Raw genomic sequence first — 24,602 nt, 5'->3', positions numbered from 1 at the left:
CGCACCCTCCGTCGACCGGCCCGCCGCCTCCACCGACCGGCCCGCCGCCTCCGTCGACCGGTAGGCCGTGCCCGAGGCCGTGCCCGGGCTCCCGACGGCGCGGGACGCCCTCCCGCCTCACCTGGCGGAGCGCCCGCGGGGCAGCCAGGCCAGCATCAGCAGCGTCCCCACGAGCAGCACGCCGGCACCCGTGCGGAACACCAGGGCGTATCCGTCCGTCAGCGCCGCCGGGGTGTCGCTGCCCGCCGAACGGGCCGCCGCGATCGTCGACATCACCGCGAGGCCGAGCGAACCGCCCATCGTGCGAGAGGTGTTGACCAGTCCGGAGACCAGACCGGCCTCCCCCGGCGCCGCACCGGACGTGGCGAGCGCGGCGAGCGGGGTCGCCGTCAGGCCCGCGCCCAGCATCATCAGGATGCCGGGGAACATGATCTCGGTCAGGTACGCGCCCCGTGGGGTCATCGCCGACTGCCAGCCGAAGCCGGACGCCGCCACCAGCGTCCCGAGCGCGGCCACGGTGCGCGCGCCGAACACCCGCATGAAGCGGGGCGCCGCCTTCGACCCGATCAGCACGGCCAGGGAACTCGGCACCAGGGCGAGACCGGCCTGGAGCGGGGTGTAACCCAGCACGTTCTGGGTGTACAGCGTCATGAAGAACCACATGCAGAACATCGCGGAGCCGCACAGGAACATGGCGGCGTTCGCCGACGCCACCGTCCGCACCCGCAGCAGCCCGAGCGGCATCAGGGGGGCCGCCGTGCGCGCCTCGACCGTCAGGAAGAGCGCCATCAGCGCGAGCCCGACGGCGAGCGGCGTCAGGGTGGCCGCCGCCGTCCACCCCTCGGCCTCGGTCTGCGAGATGCCGTACGCGAGGGTGGCGAGACCGGCCGTCACCAGCACCGCGCCCGGCAGGTCGAGGCGGCGCCCGTCGCCGTCGCGGCTCTCCACCAGCCTGCCGTAGGCCCCGGCGAGGACGACCGCGCCGACCGGCACGTTGATCAGCAGCACCCACCGCCAGGACAGTCCGTCCACCAGCAGCCCGCCGACGAGGCCGCCCGCGGCCCCGCCGCCCGCGCCCACCGCGGTCCAGGTGGCGATCGCCCGGGCGCGCGCCGGGCCCTCGGGTACGGCGGAGGTGAGGATGGTGAGCGTGGCGGGCGCGAGAACCGCCGCCCCGAGCCCCTGCACGGCGCGCGCGAGCAGCAGTTGGGTGCCTTCCCGGGCCAGTCCGCCGCCCAGCGAGGCCAGCGTGAACAGGGCGAGCCCGACCAGGAACATCCGCTTGCGCCCGTACAGGTCACCGGCCCGCCCGCCGAGCAGCATGAACCCGGCGAAGGCGATCGCGTACGCGTTCACCACCCACTGCAGCCCCTGGGCGCTCAGTCCCAGGTCGGCCCGCATGGACGGCAGCGCCACGTTGACGACGGAGATGTCGAGGACGACCAGGAACTGCCCGGCGCAGGCCAGCGCCACGACCAGCCAGGTGGGAGGCACGCCACGGCGGCGGAAGGTGCGGGTGGTGTCCTCAGCGGCTCCGAGCATGGGTGCCATGCTCTCAACCCGGCGCCGCCCGGTGCATCGGGATTTCGCTCCGGACCGCTCTCGGCCGTCGGACCTAGGACCGCCCACCCGCCCGCCCGACCGACCGCACGCACGCACGCCCAACCGACCGACCGACCGACCGACCGACCGCCCCGGCACCGTACGGCTGACTGAAGGTCAGATCTTCATGGGCCGGTCAAGAATTCGTTAGGGACCCGAAGCAACGGAATAGTTGCTCATGCATACGAGGTTTACCAGGCACTTATCCCACTGGAGGCCTCATCCCATGACCCACACGACGAACGACCGGCCCGCCCGGGCGGCGAGCGGGGCCGTGGTCCCGGTCCTCGCCTTCGCGGGGATCGTTGTCGCGGTGATGCAGACCCTGCTCGTCCCGGTCATCAAGGACCTGCCGCAGCTGCTGGACACCGCCCCCAGCAACGCCACCTGGGTCCTGACCTCGACACTGCTCTCGGGCGCCGTGGCCACCCCGATCATGGGCCGCCTCGGCGACCTGTACGGCAAGCGGCGCATGCTCGTCCTCAGCCTCGCGGTGATGGTGGCCGGCGCCCTGGTCAGCGCGCTCACCAGCACGCTGCTGCCGATGATCGCCGGCCGCACCCTCCAGGGCTTCGCGATGGGCGCGATCCCGCTCGGCATCGGCCTGATGCGCGACATGCTGCCCCGCGAGCGGCTCGGCTCGGCCATGGCCCTGATGAGTTCCTCGATCGGCGTCGGCGGCGGCCTCGCGCTGCCGCTCGCGGCCCTGGTCGCCCAGCACGCCGACTGGCACGCCCTCTTCTACGGCGCCGCCGGCCTCGGCGCCCTCTCGATCGCCCTCACCCTCCTCGTCGTACCCGAGTCCCCGATGCGCGCCGAGGGGTCCTTCGACCTGCCGGGCGCGCTCGGCCTGTCCGCCGGTCTGGTGCTGTTCCTGCTGCCGATCACCAAGGGCAGCGACTGGGGCTGGTCCTCGGGCACCACGCTCGGCCTGTTCGGCGCGGCGGCCGCCGTCCTGCTCCTGTGGGGCGTGCTGGAGCTGCGCGTCCAGGCCCCGCTGGTGGACCTGCGCACCACGGCCCGCCCCGCGGTCCTCTTCACCAACCTGGCGTCGGTCATGGTGGGCGTCAGCTTCTACGTCGTCTCGCTCGTCCTGCCCCAGCTGCTCCAGCTGCCGAAGGCGACCGGTTACGGCCTCGGCCAGTCGATGGTGGTCGCCGGTCTGCTGGTCGCCCCGCTGGGCCTGACGATGATGTTCACGGCGCCCGTCTACGCCCGCCTGTCGGCGCGGTACGGCCCGAAGGTCACGCTCGTCCTCGGCATGCTGATCATCGGGATCGGCTACGGCGTCGGCCTCGGCCTGATGAGCGCCCCCTGGCAGAGCCTCGTCATCTCGGTGATCCTCGGCGCGGGCATCGGCCTGGCCTACTCCTCGCTCCCCGCCCTGATCGTCGGGGCGGTACCGGCCTCGGAGACCGGCGCCGCCAACGGTCTGAACACCCTGATGCGCTCCATCGGCACCTCCGTGTCGAGCGCCGTCATCGGCATGGTGCTCGCGAACACCGCGAACGACGTCGGCGGCGTCGCGGTCCCGACCCTGCACGGCTTCCGGGTCTCCTTCCTGATCGCGACGGGTGCGGTCGCCGTCGGCCTGCTGATGGCGGCGTTCCTGCCCCGGCCCGACCGGGCGTCGCGGCTGCGCGCGAGCAGCGAGGAGGAGGCGAACCTGGCACGCGCCGAGGAGGCGCTGCGCGGCTTCCGCGGCCGGGTGCTGGACGCCTCCGGCGCCCCGGTGGCCCGCGCCAAGGTCACGCTCATCGACCGGCGGGGCCGCCAGGCGGGCGCGACGCTGTCCGCCCAGGACGGCAGCTACGCCGTCGCCGTGCCGTCCGGCGGCGCGTACGTCCTCGCCGCGCGGGCGGCCGGGCACGGCCCGCTCGCCTCGTCGGCGACGCACGGCGGAGACGAGGGCGCCGTCGAGGTGGACCTCCCGCTGCCGGGCACCGCGGTCTCGGCGTAGCCGACCCGGAAGCCGACCCGGCGCTCGCCGGTCCCCCGTCCGCTCCCTCGCCGCACCCCCTGTCGCCCGGCGGCAGGGGGTGCGGCAGCATGGGGCGCCGAGACGACCGCTACGGAAAGGCGTATCCGATGCCCGCGGCACCCAAGCCGGAGATCCTGGCCGCGTTCGAGGCGGCCAAGGGGTTCATGCCCGCGCACGAGGGCCTCGCCCTGTACGCGGCGGCCGTCGAGGCGGGCCGGCTCGGGCTGCCGCTGCTCGAGGTCGGCACGTACTGCGGCCGCTCCACGATCCTGCTCGCCGACGCGGCCCGCCAGGCGTCGGTCACCGCGCTGACGGTCGACCACCACCGCGGCAGCGAGGAACAGCAGCCGGGCTGGGACTACCACGACCCGGAGACGGTGGACCCGGAACTCGGCCTGATGGACACCCTGCCGACGTTCCGCCGCACCCTGTACCGGGCGGGCCTGGAGGACCACGTGGTGGCCCTGGTCGGGCGCTCCCCGCAGGTGGCGAAGGTCTGGGCCGCTCCGCTCGGCCTCGTCTTCATCGACGGCGGCCACACCGACGAGCACGCCACCGCGGACTACGAGGGCTGGGCCCCCCACGTGGCCCAGGGCGGCCTGCTGCTCATCCACGACGTCTTCCCGGACCCGAAGGACGAGTTCACCGGCCAGGCCCCCTACCGCGTCTACCTCAGGGCGCTGGCGTCCGGCGCCTTCACCGAGGTCTCGGCGACCGACTCGTTGCGCGTCCTGCGGCGAACGCGGGCGGGGATCTGAGCGCCCGGTTAGAGTCGCAGACGTGTCGTACGTAGGCCCGGACTTCGATCCGCCCCAGCCCCGCCGCTCCCGCCGTCCGCTGACCGTCGCCCTCGCCGCGCTGGTGCCGGGCGCGCTGCTCGGGTGGCTGGCGTACCAGGCGGTCGGCGCCTCCGGGGACGACGGCGGCCGGGACCGGGCGTCCGTCGCCACGTCCGCGTCCGGTTCGGCGTCGTCCGGCGGCCCGGCCGCCCCCACGGCGTCCTCGTCCTCGGGGTCCTCGGGCTCCACGGGGTCCTCGGGGTCCTCGGGGTCCGCGACGGGCGACGACGAGCGTCCGGCGTCGCCCGCGCCGTCCTCCGGCCGGTCCGCGCCCGCCGCCTCCGGCCCCCTCAAGGGCAAGGTCGTCGTCATCGACCCGGGGCACAACCCGGGCAATTTCCAGCACACCGCCGACATCGGCCGGAAGGTGAACATCGGCACGAACTCCAAGGAGTGCGACACCACCGGCACGTCCACCAACGCGGGTTACTCCGAGGCCCGTTTCACGCTGGACGTCTCCCGGCGGCTGCGGACGATCCTGCAGAAGCAGGGCGTGACGGTGAAGTTCACGCAGGACGGCGACCGTCCCTGGGGTCCGTGCGTCGACGAGCGTGCCCGCATCGGCAACGCCGCCCACGCCGACGCCGCGATCTCCATCCACGCGGACGGCGCCGCGGCAGGCGACCGCGGCTTCCACGTCATCCTGCCGGGCGCGGTGCACGCGGGCGCCGCCGACACCCGTCCGATCGTCGATTCCTCCGCCGATCTCGGCGAGCGCGTGGCGGGCAATTTCGTCCGCGCCACCGGCAGCGCGCCGTCCAATTACGTCGGCGACGGCACCGGTCTCGTCACGCGTCAGGACCTGGGCGGTCTCAATCTCTCAACGGTTCCCAAGGTGTTCATCGAATGCGGGAACATGCGCGATAGCAAGGACGCGGCACTGCTGACGAGCGGAGCCTGGCGACAGAAGGCCGCGCAGGGGATCTCCGAGGGAATCGTGAGTTTTCTGCGCGCTTCGTGAACCGGCAGCGCGACCCGGCGAACACACGTGCCCGGCGGACGATAGTGTCTACCGACGACGAGACGACCTGAGAAGGACCTGAAGTGAATATCCGCTCCCTCACTCGAGGCGACGGCGTGGTGATCGGAGCAGCGGTATTGCTGTTCATCGCGTCGTTCCTGAAGTTCTATTCCGCCGACGGGTTCAACTGGAACCAGAACGCGTGGGACAGCCTCGGTACCGGTTTCGGCCTCTACATGGGCGGAGTCATCGGTGCCGCTCTGATCGTCGTCAACCGCAGCCTGCCGCAGCCGCGCAAGGTCGCGGGCCTCGACCTGGGTGCGGCGGGCGCGGCGTTCGCGGTCCTCACCGCGTGGACGCTGTTCTGGACCCTGGTGGACGTGCCGGACGGCGTCAGCGCCGGCGCGGGCCTCGTCCTCGGCTTCATCGCCGCTCTCGTCCTGGCCGGCGCGGCGATCGCCACCCCGCTGGTCCCGGCGCTGCAGGCCGCGCTCGTCCCCGCTCCCGGGCCCGCCGCGCCGCAGCCCTACGGCGGTCAGCCGCAGGGCGGTTACGGCTACCCCGGCGCCGGAGCCGGCGCCCCGGCGCAGCCGTACGGCGGTCAGCCGCAGCAGGGGCAGCCGGTGGGCGGTCAGCCGCAGCAGACCCCGCCGCCGGCCGCCGACTTCGCGCCGTTCTGGTTCGCCGTGCCGGTGGCGCGGCCGCTGTTCGCCGAGGACGGCTCGCCCACGCCGATCGCCGAACTCGCGCCGGGCACCTGGTACCTGGCGGTCGAGCAGCGCGGACCGAACCTGGTCGCGCAGACGCAGGACGGCCGTCGCGGCGTGCTGCAGGACACCTCCGGCATCCAGCGCGGCTGACCGCCGCGGGCCGTCGCGCGGCCCCTCGCCCTTCCGGGCGGGGGGCCGTTGTCGTACAGTCGCAGCCCGGACGGTGGCTGACGCCTCGTCAGAAAGGTGGCGCCATGCGGCTCGGTCTCGCGCTCGGCTACTGGGGACGCGGCCCCCGCGCCGACCACGTGCCGCTGGCCCAGGAGGCCGAGCGGCTCGGCTACGACTCCGTGTGGACCGCCGAGTCGTGGGGGTCGGACGCCTTCACCCCGCTGACCTGGATCGCCGCGCACACGTCGACGATCAAGCTGGGGACGGCCGTTGCCCAGATGGCCGCGCGTCCGCCGACCACCACCGCCATGCACGCGCTCACCCTCGACCACCTCTCCGGCGGCCGCATGATGCTCGGCCTCGGACTGTCCGGGCCGCAGGTGGTGGAGGGCTGGTACGGCAGGCCGTTCCCGAGGTCGCCGCTGACGGCGACCCGGGAGTACGTCGACGTCGTACGGCAGGTGCTGCGGCGGGCCGCGCCGGTCGCGCTCGACGGCCGGTTCCACTCCCACCCCTACCGGGGAGAGGACGGCACCGGGCTCGGGAAGCCGCTGAAACCCATCACCCACCCCCTGCGGCCCGGTCTGCCCGTGCTGCTGGGCGCGGAGGGCCCGAAGAACGTCGCGCAGACGCTGCGGATCGCCGACGGCTGGCTGCCGCTGTACTGGTCGCCGACCCGGCCGGAGGCGTACGGGCCCGCCGTCGGGGACGTGCGTCCCGGATTCCTCGTCGCCCCGCTGGTCCAGGTCCGGGTCTGCGACGACGTGGCGGAGGGCCTCGCCCCGGTCAAGGCCATGCTCGGCTTCTACATCGGCGGCATGGGCCACGCCGCCCGCAACTTCCACGCCGACCTGATGGCCCGCATGGGGTACGAGGAGCAGGCGCGCCGGATCCAGCGGCTGTTCCTGGACGGCAGGCGCGAGGAGGCCGTCCGCGCCGTGCCGGACGCCTTCGCCGACGAGGTCTCCCTGGTCGGACCGCCGGAACGGATCGCCGAGCGGCTCCGGTCGTGGCGCGCGGGACCGGTGACGGACCTGCTGGCGCTGGTCCCGGACCGGCGGACCCTGCGGGTGCTGGCCGAACTCAACTCCTAGGGGGTGTCCGGCGAACGCCCGCGGCGTCGCGGGCGTTCGCCGGACACCCCCTGGCCGCTCAGCGGAAGACCGCGACCGCGTCCAGGGTCAGCTCGCGGGCCTGCCGGTTCCAGCTGCGCACCTTGCCCAGGCAGCGGGCCTGGAACTCGATGCCGTCGGAGTACTCCTCGTCCCGGAACTGCTCGCGCACGTCCCGCACCGCGCAGGTCACCCGGATGTGCGCGGGCCGGCCGTCGCCGTGGCCGGCGCGCAGCACGATGTCGCCGCCCTCGGGCCGGCTCGCGGTGAAGCGGGCGGTCACCCACCCGAACTCCGACATCACGTCGCTCAGCGCGATGTCCTCACGGCGCCGCTCGCGCAGTCTCGCGGCGACCGCGCGGTTGGGCTGCAGCACGCCCGTGGTGAGGTCGGCGTCGACCAGCCGGTCCTCCTTGCGCATGGTGTCCATGAGCAGCCGGATCACCTTGATCGGGGTCTCCTCCCTGACGTAGGTGGTGACGCGTTCCCTGGAGACCTTGCCCTTGGCCGGGGCCCGGTCCCCGGTGCCGGCGGAGACGTTGGTGCGGTCGGCGACCTCCTGCCTCAGCGCCTCCGTGAAGCCGCCGCTCTCGAAGATGTCCATCACGCGCTTGCGGTGCAGGCAGAAGCACATGCCGCGGACCCGGCCCCGGTCCCCGCCCTGCCGGGACCTGGACCAGCGCACGAGGTTCGGCGCGCCGTACCCGCACAGCCAGGCCCAGGCCGCGGCCGTCAGCAGCCACCGGACCAGCCACTGCCGGCCCCACGCGTCCCACACCGCCGCCGCGGCGGCGCCGAGCCGGCGGTGGCGCCGCAGGAACTCGCCGTAGCCGGTGCCGGAGTTGCTCTCGCCGTCGGTCATCAGCACGATCGCGACCGGCTGTCCGGGCCGCTCGCGCACCGCCGCGGAGGCGACGCGGCAGGACGACTTCACCGACGTGCGCTGCTGCCGGTCGCGGACGAGTTTCGCCGCGGGCTGCCCGGAGGGGAAGACGGCGTCCATGCCCTTCAGGGAGGTGGTGGCGATGCCGCGGGAGCCCAGCTCGTGGATGTCCACCCGGATGCCGTGCCGCAGCAGCAGCCGCCGCACCTCCGGGTCTCTGAAGAAGCCGGACTCGGAAGGCCGTCCTGGCCTCGACCGTGGTGATGTCCTCATAGGGCCGGGGGCGTAGACCGGCAGCAGCAGGGACAGCGGCCCGGTCACCGCCAGCCGCAACGCGGCCCACAGGTGGTGCGGTAATCGGCCTCTGGCTCTCCGGCGTACGGTGAGCCGTGGTTCGTCGGCCGTGACGGATCCGGCGTCGAACGCACGGCACAGGAACGGCCAACTCGGCCTGATCGAAGGCGAAATGACCACCGGTCGGCAGGGACACGCGGAAGGGGAGCGGGGGCGGAACGCGCTCCACCGGTCCGGGTTTCGTCCGCGCTCCGGCGGCAATCCGGGGTGTATGTCCCCTCGATATCGCAACGGTACGAACTCGGCCGGTACGGTCATCGCGATCGTCGCCGACGTCATGGCCGGCATCCTGGGCCTGTGGATCCTGATGTACCTGCTGGACGCCAACCGGGCGAACGACTTCGTGCAGTTCGTGCACGACGCCGCCCGCTGGCTGGCGGGCTGGTCGTACGACCTGTTCACGTTCGACGCGGCGTGGGCACGGGTGGTGGCCGGCTACGGCCTGGCCGCGGTCGTCTACCTGTTCGTGGGCCACGCCATCGCCAACCGCGCCCAGCGGCACTGACCGGGCCCGCGCGCCGACCCCGCCCGGCGGCACCGGGGGCCGGGCGGCGGCGGGCTCAGTCGCAGCAGTCGGGGTCCAGGCCGGCCGGCAGGCGGTCGCCGCCGAAGACCGTGCAGGTCGCCTCGTGACCGCCGAGGGCGGCGACCGCGAGCAGCAGTGAACCCGCGGTCCAGGTGGTCAGCTCCTGCGGCCAGATCGCCTCGTCCTCGAAGACGTACCCCGTCCAGTACAGGCCGCTGTCCGCGTCCCTCAGGTGCTGGATCGCCTTGAGCACCTCCAGCGCCCGGTCGGACTCGCCCATCGCCCACAGGGTCAGGGCGAGTTCGGCCGACTCGCCGCCGGTCACCCAGGGGTTGGGCACGACGCAGCGCACCCCGAGGCCGGGGACCACGAAACGGTCCCAGCCCTCCTCGATACGGGACTTGGCCTCCGCGCCGGTCAACGCGCCGCCCAGCACCGGGTAGTACCAGTCCATCGAGTAGCGGTCCTTGTCGAGGAACCGCTCCGGGTGGCGCCGGATCGCGTGCCGCAGTGCGCCGGCCGCCAACTCCCAGTCGGGCTGCGGCTCTTCCCGCTGCTCGGCGATGGCCAGGGCGCAGCGCAGGGCGTGGTGGACGGAGGAGCAGCCGGTCAGCAGGGCGTCCGTGACGGCCGTGCCGTCGTCCTCGCGCTTCCAGCCGATCTGCCCGCCGGGCTGCTGCAGCCGCAGCACGTACTCGACCGCCGCGTACACGTGCGGCCACATGCGGTCCAGGAAGGTGTCGTCGCCGGTCGACAGGTAGTGGTGCCACACGCCGACCGCGACGTAGGCGACGAAGTTCGTCTCCCGGCCGCGGTCGGTGACGTCGGCGAAGTCGCCGTCCGCGTAGGCCGCGTACCAGGAGCCGTCCTCGTTCTGGTGCCGGGCGAGCCACTCGTAGGCCCGCTCGGCGGCCTCGTGCTCGCCCGCCGCGTCCAGCGCCATCGCGGCCTCGGTGTGGTCCCACGGGTCGAGGTGGTGGCCCCTGAACCACGGGATCGCCCCGTCCTCCCGCTGCTGGGCGAGGATGCCGCGGACGGTCGCGGCGGCCTGCTCGGCGGTGAGGACCCCGGGCAGGACGAGGTGTTCCGTCCGGGGTGTGGTCACTTGGCGTCCACCCGGGGCAGGTGGGGCTTGGTCGCGTAGGCCACGAAGCTCTTGCCGATCAGCGGGTTCAGCGCCTGCTCGGCGACCCGGGTGGCCAGCGGCTTCTTCATGATGTCCCAGACCAGCAGCTTGTGGTACGCCCGCACCGGCAGCACCTTGTCGTTGTCGACGCCGAAGGCGCACTTCAGCCACCAGTACGGCGAGTGCAGCGCGTGCGCGTGGTGCGTGCCGTACGGCTTCAGGCCGGCCTCGCGGATCTTCGCGAGGAGCTCGTCGGCCTTGTAGATGCGGATGTGGCCGCCCTCGACCTCGTGGTAGGCGTCCGACAGCGTCCAGCAGACCTTCTCGGGGCCGTAGCGCGGCACGGTGATGGCGATCCGGCCGCCGGGCCTGAGCACCCGCACCATCTCGGCGAGCACGCCCTTGTCGTCCGGGATGTGCTCCATCACCTCGGAGATGATCACGACGTCGAAGGACTCGTCGGGGAAGGGCAGCGCCAGGGCGTCGCCCTCCATGGCGGTCGCGGTGGCGCCCTCCGGGGCCTCGCCCGCCTCCTTCATCGCCGCGAACCACTTCGCGACCTCGCGGATCTCCTCGCCGTTCTGGTCGAGCGCCACGACCTGCGCGCCGCGCCGGTAGCACTCGAACGCGTGCCGGCCGGCGCCGCAGCCGAGGTCCAGGACGCGGTCGCCCGGGGCGAGCGGGAACCGGGAGAAGTCGACGGTCAGCACGTGGCCCTGCTTTCGCGGTTGGTATCGACGTCGGTCATGGGTGCGGCGGCCTCCGGCTGGGCGGCGGCCGTAACCGCTGTCGCCGGGGCGGTTGTCTCCGTCTTCGCCGGGGCGGCGGTTTCCGTCTTCGCCCGGGCGTCCGTATCGGCTTGCGCCTCGGCGCCCGCGCCCGCGACGGCGTCCGCGGCGGCGGCGTTCACGGCACCCGCTCGGCCGCTCGCCGTCGCGGCCGCGGCGCGGCCGGGGGCGGCAGCGGGGCCGGTGCGGAGGGCGGCGGTGGCGGGGGTCGCGGAGCGGGCGATCGCCTCGCGGTACCGGGCCACCGTGCCCTCGGCGGCCCGGGCCCACGTGAAGCGCCGCAGCACCCGCTCGCGTCCGGCGCGGCCCAGCCGCACCCGCAGCTCCGGGTCGCCGAGCAGCCGGCCCAGTCCCGCGGCCAGCGCCCCGGAGTCGCCGGGCGGCACGGCCAGGCACGTCTCGCCGTCCCGGCCGGCCACCTCCGGGATCGCCCCGCCGGTCGTCGCGACCAGCGGCGTGCCGGTGGCCATGGCCTCGGCCGCCGGCAGCGAGAACCCCTCGTACAACGACGGCACGCACGCCACCTCGGCGGAACGCACCAGGTCGACCAGTTCGGCGTCCGAGATGCCCTTGACGAACTCGACGGCGCCTTCGAGGCCGTAGCGCTCGACCGCCTGCGCGACCGGCCCCTCCGCGGGCCGCTTGCCGACGACGACGAGGTGGGCCGCCGGGTGCTCGGTGCGCACCTTGGCGAGCGCCTCGACCAGGTGGACCAGGCCCTTGAGCGGCACGTCGGCACTGGACGTCGTCACGATCCGGCCCGGCACCACGGGCACCGACGGGTCGGGCGAGAACAGGTCGGTGTCGGCGCCGATGTGGACGACGTGGATGCGGTCGTCGCGCACGCCGAGGTGGTCGACGATCTCCTGGCGCGAGGTGCCGGAGACGGTGAGCACGGACGGCAGCCGGCGCGCGACGCGCTTCTGCATGCGGGTGAAGGCGTACCAGCGGCGCACGGAGTACCTGCGCTGCCATCCCTCGGCCGCGTCCAGCTCCAACTGCCGGTCGACGGTGATGGGGTGGTGGATGGTGGTGACCAGGGGCGCGCCGACGTCCCCCAACAGGCCGTACCCGAGGGTCTGGTTGTCGTGCACGACATCGAACTCGCCGCGACGGGCGCGCAGATGGCGGCGGGCGCGCAGGGAGAAGGTCAGCGGCTCGGGGAAGCCGCCGGTCCACATGGTGGCGACCTCCAGCGCGTCGATCCAGTCGCGGTACTCGTCGCGCTTCGGGGTGCGGAAGGGGTCCGGCTGACGGTAGAGGTCGAGGCTCGGCAGTTCGGTCAGGGTGAGCCGGCCGTCGTGGTCCCCGGCCTCGTCCAGAACGGGGTACGGTTGCGCGCCGATGACCTCGACCCGGTGGCCGAGGCGGGCCAGTTCGCGCGACAGGTGCCGTACGTAGACGCCCTGGCCGCCACAGAACGGGTTCCCTTTGTAGGTGAGGAGCGCGATGTCGAGCGGTCGCTCGCCGTCTGCGGCACGGTCCCCGAGAGGGCCCGCCTGACTGGCCTCAGCGGTCACTCTGGGCCCCCTTCTGGCTGCACTGTCCCGCGAGATTACGCCGGGACGCTAATCTAGAACAAGTTTCAGACTTGATCGTCCAGGAGGCTCTGAATCTACCGGCAGGTAGGGGTGCTGTGACCAGTGGATCAGGTGATTCGCGCCACGGCCGACGCCCTGTCATGCTCGGTCCGATCACCTGCCCTCACCGAATGTCACGGAACGGTGCCCATGTCCGCGGAAGCCAAGGTGTCCAAGGGGTCCAAGGCGGAATCCACTGCCGCGCGGCCGGTCTCCGCGCGGTCGGCCTCCGCGCGGCCGGCGGCGGCGCCGCTCACCGAGCGCCAGGAGGCGCGGCGCCGCCGCATCCTGCACGCGAGCGCCCAGTTGGCCAGCCGGGGCGGTTTCGACGCGGTGCAGATGCGGGAGGTCGCCGAGTCCTCGCAGGTTGCGCTGGGCACCCTGTACCGCTACTTCCCGTCCAAGGTGCACCTGCTGGTCGCCACGATGCAGGACCAGTTGGAGCACATGCACGGCACGCTGCGCAAGAAGCCGCCGCAGGGCGAGACGGCGGCGGAGCGGGTGGCGGAGACCCTGATGCGGGCCTTCCGGGCGCTGCAGCGCGAACCGCACCTGGCCGACGCGATGGTCCGCGCGCTCACCTTCGCCGACCGCAGCGTCTCGCCGGAGGTCGACCAGGTCTCCCGCCGGACGACGGTGATCATCCTGGACGCGATGGGCCTGGACAGCCCCACCCCCGAGCAGCTCTCCGCGGTCCGCGTCATCGAACACACCTGGCACTCGGCCCTGATCACCTGGCTCTCGGGCCGCGCCTCCATCGCCCAGGTGAAGATCGACATCGAGACGGTGTGCCGCCTGATCGACCTGACGGAGGTCAGGGAGACGGACTAGCCGCGCCGTCCCGGGACCCTGTGCAGCCCCTGCCGGTTCCCTCGAAGATCACGCCTTTGAAGTCCTTGGCCCGGTCGCGCTGTCCGGGCGGCAGTCCGGCGGCGACGGTCTCGGCGGAGGCCACGCCGAACACGGCCGAGAGCGACCAGCCCTTCCGCTGCAGGACCCAGCCGACTCCGGCTTCGTCCTCGATGGGCCCGTTCGCCTTCCAGCCACGGTCCTCCAGCACGGCGACGGCCCACGCGGCGGCGGCCCGGGCCGGCCGGGCGGAGGTCAGGATCTGGCCGAACACCTGGCACGGCCCCCAGCGGTCGAGCTCGCGCCGCACGTCGAGGAACTCCAGCCGTCCGAACCCCCCGGCCACGGCGGCGGCCCGGATGTCCGCCCGCACGGCGCGTGCGGTCGGCGTCCTGTCGTCCGCGGCGGCCACGCCGCCTCCGCGGCCGTCCGCGGCGGCCCCGGACTCACCGCCCGCCGCCGCCCGCCCGGCCGGGCCGCCCCCGCATCCCGCCAGTGCCACGGCCGCCAGAACCGCGGCCCCAACGGCCCCCACTCGCCGCATTCGCTCCTCCGCCCCCATGGATCACTGACAGACGAGGCGGAGTGTCGCACGGAGAGGCCCCGCGCCCCTACTCCTCCGGAGGGAACACCGGCTCCCCGTTCCCGCTGCCCAGCAGGGTGATCACGATCGCCTCCACCGGGCAGTTCTCCGCCGCCGCCAGCACCCGCTCGTCGGCGTCGGTGTCCGGCTCGACGGGGTGGGACCGGCGGCCCGCGTCGAGGCGGAAGCCGTCAGGGGCGTGGTGGACGCACTGGGCGGAGCCGATGCACAGGGAACGGTCGACCTCGACGTGCCAGCGGTCGCCCATGCCCCCTCACGCCTCCCAGCCGGCCGGCAGGTGGATCATCTTGTGTTCGAGGTACTCGCCGTAGCCCTCGGGCCCGAACTCCCGCCCCAGACCGGAGTTCTTGTAGCCGCCGAACGGGCCGAGCATGTCCAGGCTGAAGGTGTTGACGGAGTACGTGCCGGTACGGACCTGCCGCGCGACCTCGATGCCGTGGGCCACGTCCGCCGTCCAGACGCTGCCGCTCAGCCCGTAGTCCGAGTCGTTCGCGATCTTCAGGGCCTCGGCCTCGTCGGTGTAGGGCAGCAGGCAGATGACCGGGCCGAAGATCTCCTCGCGGGCGATCCGCATGGAGTTGTCGACGTCGCCGAAGAGCGTCGGCTCGACGTACCAGCCGCGGTCCAGGCCCGCCGGGCGGCCGCCGCCGGCGAGGATCTTGGCGCCCTCCTCCTGGCCGATGCGGATGTAGTCCAGGTTGCGCTGCTGCTGGCGCCGGGCCACCAGGGGGCCGACCTGGGTCGCCGGGTCCAGCGGGTCGCCGACCACGAGCGCGCTCGCCGCGGCGGCGAAGGCGTCGGCGAACTCGCCGTAGCGGGCCCGCGGTACGAGGATGCGGGTCTGGGCCACGCATGCCTGGCCGTTGTTCATCCAGGCCGCCGGGACGATGCCCGCGACGGACGTCTCCAGGTCCGCGTCCGGCAGCACGACCGCCGCCGACTTGCCGCCCAGTTCCAGGGTCACCCGGGTCAGGTTGCGCGAGGCCACCTCCATCACGCGCCGGCCGGCCGCGACGGAGCCGGTGAAGGACACCTTGTCGACGCCCGGGTGGCCGACCAGGTACTCGCTGACCTCGCGGTCGGCCGGCAGGATCGACAGCACGCCCTCCGGCAGCCCCGCCTCGCGGGTGATGTCGGCGAGGAGGTAGGCGTCCAGCGGCGACTCGGGCGACGGCTTGAGCAGCACCGTGCAGCCGGTGAGCAGCGCGGGCGCGAGCTTGGCGGCGGCCACGAACTGCGGGACGTTCCACGGCACCACGGCCGCGACCACCCCGACCGGCTCGCGGCGCACGAGGATCTTCCCCAGTACGCCGTCGCGTGTCTCCTCGTACCGGAAGTTCCGGGCGACCGTGATCGCCGCGTCCCACACCATCATCGCGCCGAGCGCCTGCGCGAGGACGCTCCAGGAGTACGGCGAGCCGTTCTCGGACGAGATCACGCGGGCGATCTCCTCGTGCCGTGCCGCGATCCCGTCCTTGATGCGGGTGACCACCGCGATCCGCTCGTCGAGGGGCATCCGAGGCCACGGGCCCTCGTCGAACGCCGTCCGCGCCACCGCGACCGCCCGGTCCACGTCCGCCGCCGAGGCGTGCGGCACCCGTCCGAGAACCTCCTCCGTGTGCGGCGAGATCACCTCGATGACGCCCTCGCCCAGGGGATCGGTCAACTCCCCGCCGATGAACAGCTGTCCGTGTTCCACGAGCCCGGTCATGACCGACTGCCTCCTACGGGGTCGGGCGGTACCGTTTCTGACGCTCTTTCAGGAACTGATACCAGTTCTAGTTATAGTGAGCAATGGCTTCGCAGCGGGGTCAGTGCGACGAGCGATCAGGACGGGGCGGCCCATGGCGCAGGTGCACGACCACGGCGGCGGCGTACGGTCCGTCGAGGTCCCCATCCCGGACAATCCCCTCGGGCACACGCTGGTGTACGTCGTCGACACCGACCGCGGCCCGGTGCTGATCGACACCGGCTGGGACGATCCCGGCTCCTGGGACACCCTCGCCGAGGGGCTGACGGCGTGCGGCACGGCCGTGGGCGAGATCCACGGGGTGGTGATCACCCACCACCATCCCGACCACCACGGCCTGTCCGGCCGGGTGCGGGAGGCGTCCGGCGCGTGGATCGCCATGCACGCCGCGGACACCGCCGTCGTGCGGCGCACCCGCGACACCCGGCCGGGCCGCTGGTTCGCCTACATGGCGGCCAGACTCACCGCCGCCGGCGCCCCCGAGGACCACGTCGCGCCCCTGCGCGCCGCCGTCCCCCGCACCACCCTGCCGGGCTTCTCCCCCGCCCTGCCGGACCGCGAGATCGTCCCCGGCGAACTCCTCGACCTGCCCGGCCGCCGCCTGCGCGCGATCTGGACGCCCGGCCACACGCCCGGACACGTCTGCCTGCACCTGGAGGAGGAGCATCCGGCCCGGCACCAGGCCCGGCACCCGGGTCACGGCCGCCTGTTCTCCGGCGACCACCTGCTGCCCGAGATCACCCCGCACATCGGCCTGTACGAGGACCCCGACGACGACGGGGGTGCCCCCGCGCGCGCGAAGCCGAGCGTGGGGGATGCCGCCGATCCCCTCGGCGACTACCTCGACTCCCTCGAACGCGTCGGCCGGCTCGCCCCCGCCGAGGTGCTCCCCGCCCACCAGCACGCCTTCACCGACGCCTCCGCCCGCGTACGGGAGTTGCTGGCGCACCACGAGGAACGGCTCGCCGGTCTGCACGCTCTCCTGGCCGAGCCGCTCACGCCCTGGCAGCTCGCCGAGCGCATGGAGTGGAACCGGCCCTGGGCGCGGATACCGTACGGATCGAGGAACATCGCGGTCTCCGAGGCCGAGGCCCACCTGCGACGGCTGGTGAAGCTGGGCCGGGCGGAGGCGGTGGCGGGCAGCGACCCGGTGGCGTACGTGGCCGTGGGGCACGTGTGAACGGGCGCCCGTGGAGCCCGCGGAACGACCGGGCCGGGGTGACGGGTGCCACTGACGGCCGCCGCTCAGGGCGTTCCTACGGGCCGGTACAGTAGCCAGGTCGTCATCACACCCGTACGGGGGGAAGCCGGTGCAATTCCGGCGCTGACCCGCAACCGTGAACCGTCCGCCGAGGGCGGTCAGCCGGACTGCCCCGTACGGTCGTGACCGGCTCAGGTGCGTCGGCGGTCCGCCGGCGCACGGCACCGTCGAGGCATACGGAGCCGAGCCGCCCGGGGTGTCCCGTGCTGCCCGCTCCCGTAGGGGAAGGCACCCGCCGAGCATGAACGTCGTCCGCCGCACCGCCGCGGCCCTGGCAGCCACCGCCGTGATGGGCGCGGCCGCGCCCGCCGTCGCCGCCACCTCGTCACCGTCCCCGTCGGCGGCGATACCCGACGGCCTGTACGGCACCTCCGACCCGAAGTACGACGGCGTCTGGCGCCAGTCGCTGGCGCTGCTCGCGCAGGACACCGCGGGCGTGCGCCCGGCAGCGAAGGCAGTGGACTGGCTGGTCGGCCAGCAGTGCGCGAACGGGGCCTTCGCGCCGTTCCGCGCGGACGGAGCCAAGGCCTGCGACGTCAAGGTCGTGGTCGACACCAACAGCACGGCCGCCGCCGTCCAGGCCCTCGCCGCCCTCGGCGGCCACGACGCCGCCACCGGCAAGGCCGTCAGCTGGCTGAAGTCCGTGCAGAACAAGGACGGCGGCTGGGGCTACGCGCCGGGCGGGGCGAGCGACGCCAACTCGACGGCCGTCGTCATCGGCGCCCTCGCCGCCGTGGGCGAGCAGCCCGCTCGGGTGACCAAGGGCGGCAAGTCCCCCTACGACGCCCTGCTGAAGCTCGCCCTCCCGTGCGACGCGAAGGACGCGGGCGCCTTCGCCTACCAGCCGGACAAGAAGGGCGGGCTCGCCGCCAACGCGGACGCGACGGCCGCGGCCGTGGTGGGCGCGCTCGGCAAGGGTCTGACCGGGGCCGCCGGGAAGCCGGCGGACGCCTCCCCGGTCTGCGCCGACGCGAGCGATGCCGGGCAGGCCGCGCGCAACGGCGCCGCGTACCTGATCAAGGCCCTGGCCAAGGACCGGCACCTGACCTCGGCCATGCCGGGCGCCCAGCCCCAGCCCGACTACGGCAACACCGCCGACGCCGTCCTCGCCCTCGCCACCGCCGGCCAGGGCGACCGGGCGGCCGGTGCCGTGCGCTGGCTGGAGGCGAACTCCGCGCAGTGGGCCCGGACCAACGGACCGGCCGCCTACGCGGAGCTGATCCTCGCCGCGAACGCGGCGCGCGCCGACGTACGCGACTTCGGCGGCCAGGACCTGGTCGGGCTGCTGAACGCCACCGGCCCCAGGCCGGCGTCCGTCCCGGCCCCCGCCTCCGCCTCCGCCAAGGCCCACTCCGCCGAGGCCGGCGAGAAGGACGACTCCGGCTCCGGCGTCTGGTGGACCGTCGGCGGGTGCCTCGTCGCCGGCATCGTCGTCGGCTTGCTGCCCAGCCGCCGCAACAAGAGGCGCCGGCCGTGACACGCCGCCTCGCCGTCCTGCTGACCACCGTGCTGCTGGCCCTGGCCGCCACCGGCCAGGCCCGGGCCACCGGCTACCGCTACTGGTCCTTCTGGGAGTCGGAAGCCGGCCGGTGGACCTACGCCACCCAGGGCCCCGGCACCGCCCGCCCCTCCGACGGCGACGTCCAGGGCTTCCGCTTCTCGCTGAGCGCGGACTCCAGCGACGCGGCGAAACCGCGCGGGACCGCGTCCTTCTCGACGATCTGCGCGCGGACTCCGGCGCGGGAGGGGGAGAAGCGGGTGGGCCTCGTCATCGACTTCGGCACGGCGGCCGACGCGCCCTCGGGTGAGACGCCGCCGGCCGGCCGTACCGCCTGCGCGCGGGTGCCGGCCGGCGCCAGCACGGCGGACGTCCTGGCCTCGGTGGCGAAGCCGCTGCGCTACGACACCAACGCCCTGCTGTGCGCGATCGCCGGGTATCCGCACAAGGGGTGCGGGGAGCAGGTCGCCGACGCGGAGAAGCCGGCGGGCGGGACGGAGACGAACAACACGAACAACAGGAACAACAGGAACAACACGAACAAGGCGGACGGGACGGGCGGCGGCGGTCCGTCGGTGGGGCTGTTCGCCGGTGTGGGAGCGGTCGCGCTGCTGGGCGCGGCGGCGGTGTGGCAGACCCGGCGACGCGGGCATGGCGGGTAGGCCCCCGCTGCACCCGGGCGCCTGGTGGCTGTGGTCGCTCGGTCTGGGCACCGCGGCCACCCGCACCACCAACCCCCTGCTGCTCGCCCTGCTCGTCGCGACGTCCGCCTACGTCGTCGCCGTCTGCCGCACCGGGGCCCCCTGGGCGCGCTCCTACTCCGCGTTCGTCAAGCTGGCGCTCGCCGTCCTCGTCGTCCGCCTGTTCTTCGCCGTCGCCCTCGGCTCCCCGATCCCCGGCACGCACGTGATCGTCGCCCTCCCGGAAGTCCCCCTGCCGCACTGGGCGCAGGGCGTCCGTCTGGGCGGCGAGGTCACCGCCGAGTCGCTCGTCTTCGCCTGCTACGACGGCCTGAAGCTGGCCACGCTCCTGATCTGCGTGGGCGCCGCCAACGCCCTCGCCAATCCGTCCCGTCTACTGAAGTCCCTCCCGGGCGCGCTGTACGAGACGGGCGTCGCGGTGGTCGTCGCCCTGACCTTCGCGCCGCACCTCATCGCCGACGTCCAGCGGCTGCGCGCCGCACGTCGGCTGCGCGGCCGTCCCGACAGCGGCGTCCGCGGCCTGCTGCACGTCGGACTGCCGGTGCTGGAGGGCGCGTTGGAGCGGTCCGTCGCGCTGGCCGCCGCGATGGACGCCCGCGGCTACGGCCGCACCGCCGAGGTCGCTCCCGCCGTACGCCGCACCACCGCCGCCCTCACCCTCGGCGGTCTGCTCGGCGTCTGCGCGGGAACGTACGGGCTGCTCACCGCCGCGGGTGGCGCCTACGGGCTGCCGCTGCTGCTCGCCGGGGTGGCCGCGGCCCTGGCCGGACTGCGGCTGGGCGGGCGCCGCAGCCCGCGCACGCGGTACCGCCCGGACCGGTGGGACGTCCGGGCCTGGCTGGTCGCGGGGTCCGGCGCCGCGGTCGCCGCGCTGCTCGCCCTCGCCGCCGCCGGCGACCCGGAGGCGCTGCACCCCGGCGTCGTGCCGCTCGTCGCCCCCGCCCTGCCGCTGTGGCCCGCGGCGGCCGTACTGCTCGGCCTGCTGCCGTCCTTCCTCGCCCCCAGGGAGCCGTCGCTCCCCAGGGAGCCGTCACCCCCAGGCAGCCGTCGCTCCCGAGGAGCCGTCGTGATCAAGGAGTCGTCGTGACCGAGGAGCCGTCGTGATCCGCTTCGAGGACGTCTCCGTGACGTACGACGGTGCGGCCGAACCCACCGTCCGGGGCGTGGACCTCGAGGTCCCGGAGGGCGAACTGGTGCTGCTGGTCGGCCCGTCGGGGGTCGGCAAGTCCACGGTCCTGGGCACGGTCAGCGGCCTGGTGCCGCACTTCACGGGCGGCACGCTGCGCGGCCGTGTCACGGTCGCGGGCCGCGACACCCGCACCCACAAGCCGCGCGAACTCGCGGACGTGGTGGGGACGGTGGGGCAGGATCCGCTCTCGCACTTCGTCACCGACACCGTGGAGGACGAACTCGCCTACGGGATGGAGTCGTTGGGCCTGCCGCCCGCCGTGATGCGGCGCCGCGTGGAGGAGACCCTCGACCTGCTCGGCCTGGCCGGTCTCCGCGACCGTCCGATCGCCACCCTCTCCGGCGGCCAGCAGCAGCGCGTCGCCATCGGCTCGGTCCTCACCCCGCACCCCAGCGTCCTCGTCCTCGACGAACCGACCTCGGCCCTCGACCCGGCGGCGGCGGAAGAGGTCCTCGCGGTCCTGCAGCGCCTCGTGCACGACCTCGGCACGACGGTCCTGTTGGCGGAACACCGCCTGGAACGCGTCATCCAGTACGCCGACCAGGTCGTCCTCCTGCCCGCCCCCGGGGCGCCCCCGGTCCTCGGCGACCCGGCCGGGATGATGGCCGTGTCGCCGGTGTGTCCGCCGGTGGTGGACCTGGGGCGCCTGGCCGGCTGGTCCCCGCTGCCGCTGACGGTGCGGGACGCGCGGCGCCGGGCCGGCGACCTCCGGGAGCGGCTGTCACGACGGGCACGGCCCGGGGCCGCCCCGCAGGCGGCGGCGAGCGTGCAGGCGGCGGCGAGCGTGCCGCCCCCTCGCCCGGCCCCCGCCGGCCGGTGGCGGCCGGTCTTCCGCGGGCACCGCGCCCCCGCGGTCGCCGCGCCCACCGTCGCCGAGGTCCGCTCCCTGTCCGTCCGCCGGGACCGGGTGGACGCCCTCCGCCGGATCGACCTCACCGTCGCCCCCGGCGAGACCGTCGCCCTCATGGGCCGCAACGGCGCGGGCAAGTCCACCCTCCTCGGCACCCTGGTCGGCCTCGTCGCCCCGACCGCCGGCTCGGTCCTGACCGGCGGCGCGACCCCGCACCGCACACCCCCCGCCGACCTGGTGCGCCGTGTCGGCCTGGTCCCGCAGGAACCCCGCGACCTGCTGTACGCCGACACGGTCGGGGCCGAGTGCGCCGCCGCCGACCGCGACGCCCACGCCGACCCGGGCACCTGCCGCGCCCTGGTCTCCGAGCTGCTCCCCGGCATACCCGACGACACCCACCCACGCGACCTCTCGGAGGGCCAGCGCCTCACGCTCGCGCTCGCCGTCGTGCTGGCCGCGCGCCCGCCCCTGCTCCTGCTCGACGAACCGACCCGGGGCCTGGACTACGCGGCCAAGGCCCGTCTGGTGACCCTGCTCCGTTCCCTCGCCGCCGAGGGCCACGCGATCGTCCTCGCCACGCACGACGTCGAACTCGCCGCCGAGCTCGCGCACCGAGTGGTGCTGCTCGCCGAGGGGGAGGTGATCGCGGACGGCCCGACCGCGGAGGTCGTCGTCTCCTCGCCCTCCTTCGCCCCGCAGGTCACCAAGATCCTCGCCCCGCAGGAGTGGCTGACGGTCGCCCAGGTCCGGGAGGCACTGGGATGACCGCGCAAGCCGGAGCGGTCCGCCTCGGCCCCCGCTCCGTCGCCGCCCTCACCCTGGTCAGCGCCGTGGGCGTGGCCGGTTTCGGCTGGCCCTTCCTCGCCCCGCCCGCCTCGCAGCTCAGCGCCCACGCACAGGACGCCCCCTGGCTCTTCGCCGGTCTGCTGGTGCTGCTGGTCGCCGTCGTCGCCGCGACGATCGCCGAGTCCGGGCTCGGCCCGAAGGCCGTCGCCATGCTCGGGGTGCTCGCGGCGGCCGGCGCCGCCCTGCGTCCGATCGGCGCCGGAACCGCCGGCATCGAGCCGATGTTCTTCCTGATGGTGCTCAGCGGCCGGGTGCTGGGTCCCGGGTTCGGCTTCACCCTCGGCTCGCTCACCATGTTCGCGTCGGCGCTGCTCACCGGCGGGGTGGGCCCGTGGATGCCGTTCCAGATGCTGGCGATGGGCTGGTTCACCATGGGCGCGGGCCTGCTGCCGGGCCCGGACCGGCTGCGCGGCCGCGGCGAGACCGGCCTCCTCGCCGTCTACGGCTTCCTCGCCGCGTTCGCCTACGGCACGATCATGAACCTGGCCGGCTGGCCCTTCATGGGCGCGCTCGCCTCGGGCATCGCCTTCGATCCGCACGCGGCCGTCCCCGCCAACCTGGCCCGTTTCGTCGCCTACTGCGCGGCCACGTCCCTGGGCTGGGACTTGGGCCGGGCCGTGGTCACCGTGGTGCTGACGCTCACGCTGGGCCCGGCCGTGCTCAGGGCACTGCGCAGGGCCACCCGCCGGGCCGCGTTCGAGACCGCGGTCACCTTCGAGGCCCCCGAGAAGCGGTGAGCGCGGATCAGGCGGGGCCTGCCGGGTCCCCCGCCGGCCGGGGACCCGGACGGTGGTGGCCCGGGACCGGAGCCACCGGTACGGGCTACGCCTGCCGCGCGGCACCGCCTTCCTTCGCCGCTCTGCGGGATCTCCACTCCTTGCGGAACAAGTGGGCGCGCAGGACGGCGATCGCCAGGAACAGCAGTCCGAAGCCGCCCCTGGCCAGGCCGCCCACCATGACGAACCAGTAGAGGGCCAGGCCGGCGAAGCCGAGGCAGACGGCGACCATGACCGGTTCGCGGATGTAGAAGGGCAGGGCGCGGAGGATCACGTTGATCAGCACCGGCCAAGTTGATCAGTCCGCGTCAACCCTGCCAAGTCGTTTTCACAGCCGCTGGAGGATCGTCCCGGTGGCCAGGCCACCGCCGGCGCACATCGTCACCAGCGCGAACTCCTTGTCGGTGCGCTCCAGTTCGTGGAGGGCGGTGGTGATCAGGCGGGCCCCGGTGGCGCCGACGGGATGCCCGAGCGCGATCGCGCCGCCGTTCACGTTCACCTTCTCCAGGTCCTGCCCGAAGACCTGGGCCCAGCTCAACACCACGGAGGCGAAGGCCTCGTTGATCTCGACGACGTCGATGTCCTTCAACGACATGCCCGCCTTGCCGAGCACCGCGCGCGTCGCGTCGACGGGACCGTCGAGGTGGAAGTGCGGGTCGGCGCCCACGAGGGCTTGGGCCACGATCCGCGCCCGCGGCCTCAGCTTCAGCGCCCGGGCCATCCGTTTCGAGGCCCACATGACGGCCGCCGCGCCGTCGCTGATCTGCGACGAGTTGCCGGCCGTGTGGACGGCCGTGGGCATCACCGGCTTCAGGCGCGCCAGCGCCTCCATCGAGGTGTCGCGCAGCCCCTCGTCGCGGTCGACGAGGCGCCACATGCCCTGACCGGCCTGCTGCTCCTCCTCGGTGGTCGGGACCTGGACGGCGAACGTCTCCCGCTTGAACCGCTCCTCGGACCAGGCCACGGCGGCCCGCTCCTGGGAGACCAGGCCGAGCGAGTCGACGTTCTCCCGCGTCAGGCCGCGGCGGCGGGCGATCCGCTCCGCCGCCTCGAACTGGTTCGGCAGGTCCACGTTCCACTCGTCGGGGAACGGCTTGCCCGGCCCGTGCTTCGAGCCCGACCCCAGCGGCACCCGGGACATCGCCTCGACGCCGCACGAGATGCCGACGTCGATCACGCCCGTGGCGACCATGTTGGCCACCATGTGCGCCGCCTGCTGCGAGGACCCGCACTGGCAGTCGACCGTCGTCGCCGCGGTCTCGTAGGGCAGCCCCATGGCCAGCCACGCCGTGCGCGCGGGGTTCATGGACTGCTCGCCGGCGTGCGTGACGGTGCCGCCGACGATCTGCTCGACGCAGTCGGCGGGTATGCCGGTGCGGCCGAGGAGTTCACGGTAGGTCTCGCCCAGGAGGTAGGCGGGGTGCAGGTTGGCGAGCGCGCCACCGCGCTTGCCGATGGGGGTGCGTACGGCTTCGACGATCACGGGTTCCGCGGCCATGGGGGGTTGATCCTCTCCTCCGGTACCCGCGCGAGGGGGGCGTCCCGGCCCACCCGCCACGCAGAACTAGTACGTGTTCTAGTTCTAATGGCAGTGTGCTGACGCCCCACGCACCCTCGCAAGGGTCATGCAGCGCCAGATGTCTTG

The 24,602-nt window shown here is 73.9% G+C and carries 23 protein-coding genes and 1 riboswitch; of the genes, 13 read left to right on the top strand and 10 right to left on the bottom strand.

Annotated features, from left to right (window positions below):
- Positions 1–117 precede the first annotated feature (117 nt).
- Positions 118–1,551 (bottom strand): MFS transporter, encoded by a 1,434-nt coding sequence (locus tag VKA29_RS31860; protein WP_420718611.1) that lies wholly within the window; start codon positions 1,549–1,551, stop codon positions 118–120.
- 277 nt (positions 1,552–1,828) lie between these two features.
- On the opposite strand from VKA29_RS31860, the gene VKA29_RS31855 reads away from it, so the two are divergent.
- The 5 genes from VKA29_RS31855 to VKA29_RS31835 all read left to right on the top strand — a co-directional run bounded on the left by VKA29_RS31855 (position 1,829) and on the right by VKA29_RS31835 (position 7,358).
- A complete protein-coding gene (locus VKA29_RS31855; protein WP_324789485.1) occupies positions 1,829–3,562 on the top strand; it encodes an MFS transporter in 1,734 nt (577 codons plus the stop codon).
- Positions 3,563–3,690: 128 nt separating this feature from the next.
- Entirely contained in the window at positions 3,691–4,341 is a 651-nt protein-coding gene (locus VKA29_RS31850; protein WP_324789494.1) for a class I SAM-dependent methyltransferase, read from the top strand.
- Positions 4,342–4,363: 22 nt separating this feature from the next.
- Positions 4,364–5,383, top strand: coding sequence for an N-acetylmuramoyl-L-alanine amidase (locus VKA29_RS31845; protein WP_324789484.1), 1,020 nt, complete (start codon positions 4,364–4,366; stop codon positions 5,381–5,383).
- A 116-nt stretch (positions 5,384–5,499) separates the two neighbouring features.
- Positions 5,500–6,243, top strand: coding sequence for a DUF5336 domain-containing protein (locus tag VKA29_RS31840; RefSeq protein WP_324789483.1), 744 nt, complete (start codon positions 5,500–5,502; stop codon positions 6,241–6,243).
- 104 nt (positions 6,244–6,347) lie between these two features.
- Positions 6,348–7,358 (top strand): LLM class F420-dependent oxidoreductase, encoded by a 1,011-nt coding sequence (locus tag VKA29_RS31835; protein ID WP_324789482.1) that lies wholly within the window; start codon positions 6,348–6,350, stop codon positions 7,356–7,358.
- Positions 7,359–7,416: 58 nt separating this feature from the next.
- On the opposite strand, the gene VKA29_RS31830 is transcribed toward VKA29_RS31835, so the two are convergent.
- Positions 7,417–8,466 (bottom strand): hypothetical protein, encoded by a 1,050-nt coding sequence (locus tag VKA29_RS31830; protein WP_324789481.1) that lies wholly within the window; start codon positions 8,464–8,466, stop codon positions 7,417–7,419.
- A gap of 358 nt (positions 8,467–8,824) precedes the next feature.
- On the opposite strand from VKA29_RS31830, the gene VKA29_RS31825 reads away from it, so the two are divergent.
- Entirely contained in the window at positions 8,825–9,118 is a 294-nt protein-coding gene (locus VKA29_RS31825; RefSeq protein WP_324789480.1) for a hypothetical protein, read from the top strand.
- A 55-nt stretch (positions 9,119–9,173) separates the two neighbouring features.
- Here VKA29_RS31825 and VKA29_RS31820 read toward each other — a convergent pair whose 3' ends face one another.
- Genes VKA29_RS31820 through VKA29_RS31810 form a run of 3 tightly spaced genes read right to left on the bottom strand, consistent with a single transcriptional unit; the run spans position 9,174 to position 12,573 of the window.
- Entirely contained in the window at positions 9,174–10,244 is a 1,071-nt protein-coding gene (locus tag VKA29_RS31820; protein WP_324789479.1) for a prenyltransferase/squalene oxidase repeat-containing protein, read from the bottom strand.
- Positions 10,241–10,975, bottom strand: a complete 735-nt coding sequence (locus VKA29_RS31815) for a class I SAM-dependent methyltransferase (RefSeq protein WP_324789478.1) — start codon at positions 10,973–10,975, stop codon at positions 10,241–10,243. Before VKA29_RS31815 ends, VKA29_RS31820 begins: the two co-directional genes overlap by 4 nt.
- Complete coding sequence (locus VKA29_RS31810) at positions 10,969–12,573, bottom strand: glycosyltransferase family 4 protein (RefSeq protein WP_324789477.1); 1,605 nt, start codon at positions 12,571–12,573, stop codon at positions 10,969–10,971. Before VKA29_RS31810 ends, VKA29_RS31815 begins: the two co-directional genes overlap by 7 nt.
- 210 nt (positions 12,574–12,783) lie before the next feature.
- On the opposite strand from VKA29_RS31810, the gene VKA29_RS31805 reads away from it, so the two are divergent.
- Positions 12,784–13,464, top strand: coding sequence for a TetR family transcriptional regulator (locus tag VKA29_RS31805; protein ID WP_324789476.1), 681 nt, complete (start codon positions 12,784–12,786; stop codon positions 13,462–13,464).
- On the opposite strand, the gene VKA29_RS31800 is transcribed toward VKA29_RS31805, so the two are convergent.
- From VKA29_RS31800 to VKA29_RS31790, 3 genes are all read right to left on the bottom strand, one after another.
- Positions 13,448–13,894, bottom strand: coding sequence for a hypothetical protein (locus VKA29_RS31800; protein ID WP_324789475.1), 447 nt, complete (start codon positions 13,892–13,894; stop codon positions 13,448–13,450). The genes VKA29_RS31805 and VKA29_RS31800 overlap by 17 nt on opposite strands.
- A 199-nt stretch (positions 13,895–14,093) precedes the next feature.
- A complete protein-coding gene (locus tag VKA29_RS31795; RefSeq protein ID WP_324789474.1) occupies positions 14,094–14,333 on the bottom strand; it encodes a ferredoxin in 240 nt (79 codons plus the stop codon).
- Positions 14,334–14,339: 6 nt separating this feature from the next.
- On the bottom strand, positions 14,340–15,797 hold the full coding sequence (locus VKA29_RS31790; RefSeq protein ID WP_324789473.1) for an aldehyde dehydrogenase: 1,458 nt from the start codon (positions 15,795–15,797) through the stop codon (positions 14,340–14,342).
- A 133-nt stretch (positions 15,798–15,930) separates the two neighbouring features.
- On the opposite strand from VKA29_RS31790, the gene VKA29_RS31785 reads away from it, so the two are divergent.
- The 6 genes from VKA29_RS31785 to VKA29_RS31760 all read left to right on the top strand — a co-directional run bounded on the left by VKA29_RS31785 (position 15,931) and on the right by VKA29_RS31760 (position 22,918).
- Positions 15,931–17,016, top strand: coding sequence for an MBL fold metallo-hydrolase (locus VKA29_RS31785; RefSeq protein WP_324789472.1), 1,086 nt, complete (start codon positions 15,931–15,933; stop codon positions 17,014–17,016).
- A 120-nt stretch (positions 17,017–17,136) separates the two neighbouring features.
- Positions 17,137–17,210, top strand: a riboswitch (cobalamin riboswitch).
- A gap of 128 nt (positions 17,211–17,338) precedes the next feature.
- Complete coding sequence (locus VKA29_RS31780; protein WP_324789471.1) at positions 17,339–18,574, top strand: prenyltransferase/squalene oxidase repeat-containing protein; 1,236 nt, start codon at positions 17,339–17,341, stop codon at positions 18,572–18,574.
- Positions 18,571–19,257, top strand: a complete 687-nt coding sequence (locus VKA29_RS31775; protein WP_324789470.1) for an SCO2322 family protein — start codon at positions 18,571–18,573, stop codon at positions 19,255–19,257. Before VKA29_RS31780 ends, VKA29_RS31775 begins: the two co-directional genes overlap by 4 nt.
- Complete coding sequence (locus tag VKA29_RS31770; RefSeq protein ID WP_324789469.1) at positions 19,247–20,383, top strand: energy-coupling factor transporter transmembrane component T; 1,137 nt, start codon at positions 19,247–19,249, stop codon at positions 20,381–20,383. The genes VKA29_RS31775 and VKA29_RS31770 overlap by 11 nt, the downstream gene beginning before the upstream one ends.
- Positions 20,384–20,396: 13 nt before the next feature.
- On the top strand, positions 20,397–22,100 hold the full coding sequence (locus tag VKA29_RS31765) for an ABC transporter ATP-binding protein (protein ID WP_324789468.1): 1,704 nt from the start codon (positions 20,397–20,399) through the stop codon (positions 22,098–22,100).
- Complete coding sequence (locus tag VKA29_RS31760) at positions 22,097–22,918, top strand: ECF transporter S component (protein ID WP_324789467.1); 822 nt, start codon at positions 22,097–22,099, stop codon at positions 22,916–22,918. Before VKA29_RS31765 ends, VKA29_RS31760 begins: the two co-directional genes overlap by 4 nt.
- Positions 22,919–23,003: 85 nt before the next feature.
- On the opposite strand, the gene VKA29_RS31755 is transcribed toward VKA29_RS31760, so the two are convergent.
- On the bottom strand, positions 23,004–23,243 hold the full coding sequence (locus tag VKA29_RS31755; RefSeq protein ID WP_324789466.1) for a hypothetical protein: 240 nt from the start codon (positions 23,241–23,243) through the stop codon (positions 23,004–23,006).
- A 42-nt stretch (positions 23,244–23,285) separates the two neighbouring features.
- Positions 23,286–24,455, bottom strand: coding sequence for a steroid 3-ketoacyl-CoA thiolase (locus VKA29_RS31750; RefSeq protein ID WP_324789465.1), 1,170 nt, complete (start codon positions 24,453–24,455; stop codon positions 23,286–23,288).
- Between the last annotated feature and the right edge of the window lie 147 nt (positions 24,456–24,602).

The organism is Streptomyces sp. H51, from assembly GCF_035656535.1.
Lineage (GTDB): Bacteria > Actinomycetota > Actinomycetes > Streptomycetales > Streptomycetaceae > Streptomyces.
Note: the sequence above shows the minus strand (reverse complement) of the source record. Positions and strands in the feature narration are given on the sequence as shown.